Raw genomic sequence first — 1,012 nt, 5'->3', positions numbered from 1 at the left:
CCTCCTCGGCGCAGCGGTCGGGCGCGCGCCGCGCGCGGCTCTCGACCATCTCGGCGATGTCGCAGGCGGTGAAGCCGAGGCCGCGCCCGAGCTGCGCCGCGCGTTCGCGGTAGCGCGCGGCCAGGTCGCGCTCGGGCCCGGTCTTGACGCGCCCGATCGCGGCGACGAGGAGGCGCAAGGCGTGCTTCAGTCGGTGGAGAGGCCCGAGGGCCGGTCGGCCCCCCACATCTTCTCGAGGTTGTAGAAGCCGCGGACCTCAGGCCGGAAGATGTGGACCAGGATGTCGCCGGCATCGATCAGCACCCAGTCGCAGGCGGGCATGCCCTCGACGCGGGCGGTGCCGAAGGACTTGGCCTTCATCTCCTGCGTGATGTGGTCGGCGATCGAGCCGACATGGCGCTGCGACCGTCCGGACGCGATGATCATCGTGTCGGCGATCGAGGTCTTGCCGGCGAGATCGATGGCGATCGTCTCCTCGGCCTTCATCTCGTCGAGACACCCGAGCACGAGCGTCCTCAGGTCTTCGACCCTGGCCAGGGCAGCGGTCTCGGAACCCTGGGTTCCCGTGTGGAGCGACTCGGACAGCGTCCTGATTCCTCGGATAGCGGCAGCGGCGGCGCGCACGTTCGTAGAACCGCGGACTTTGGCCGGTTCCGGCCGGTAATTCAAGGTTCCCCGCCGCCGCGGCTCGCATCGCGGATCTGCGTCGAGGAGAGATGCGAGCGCGGGCCGTGCAGGAAGACCCAGGCCGGGGGGGGCATATCCGGCAGGGCGGAGGCGTCCGACTCGGGGATCCGGGCGGCGGAGAACCGCCGCGCGGCCCGCGCGCTCGGGGCGCTGAGCGTATGGCCGGGCCGGTCGATCACAGCCACCGGCATCAGCCGCATGATCTCGGCGGAGCCCTTCCAACGGTGGAAGCTCGCCAGCGAGTCGGCCCCCATGATCCAGACGAAGCGGACGCCCGGCCGCCGCCGCGCCAGCCAGCGCAGGGTGTCGCGGGTGAAGCGGGCAC

The 1,012-nt window shown here is 71.4% G+C and carries 1 protein-coding gene and 2 pseudogenes; all 3 read right to left on the bottom strand.

The annotated features are described in order from the left end of the window. Positions 1-178, bottom strand: a pseudogene (locus tag FV222_RS27220) (23S rRNA (pseudouridine(1915)-N(3))-methyltransferase RlmH); the annotation flags it as partial. A gap of 8 nt (positions 179-186) precedes the next feature. Next, entirely contained in the window at positions 187-507 is a 321-nt protein-coding gene (gene rsfS, locus FV222_RS27215; protein WP_348644124.1) for a ribosome silencing factor, read from the bottom strand. A gap of 158 nt (positions 508-665) precedes the next feature. Beyond that, a pseudogene (locus FV222_RS27210) lies at positions 666-1,012 on the bottom strand (nicotinic acid mononucleotide adenylyltransferase); the annotation flags it as partial.

Origin of the sequence: Methylobacterium sp. WL103 (assembly GCF_008039885.1) — a bacterium.
Classification (GTDB): Bacteria; Pseudomonadota; Alphaproteobacteria; order Rhizobiales; family Beijerinckiaceae; genus Methylobacterium; species Methylobacterium cerastii.
The sequence above is the reverse complement of the archived record's forward strand: the minus strand, read 5'-3'. Positions and strand labels throughout refer to the sequence as shown.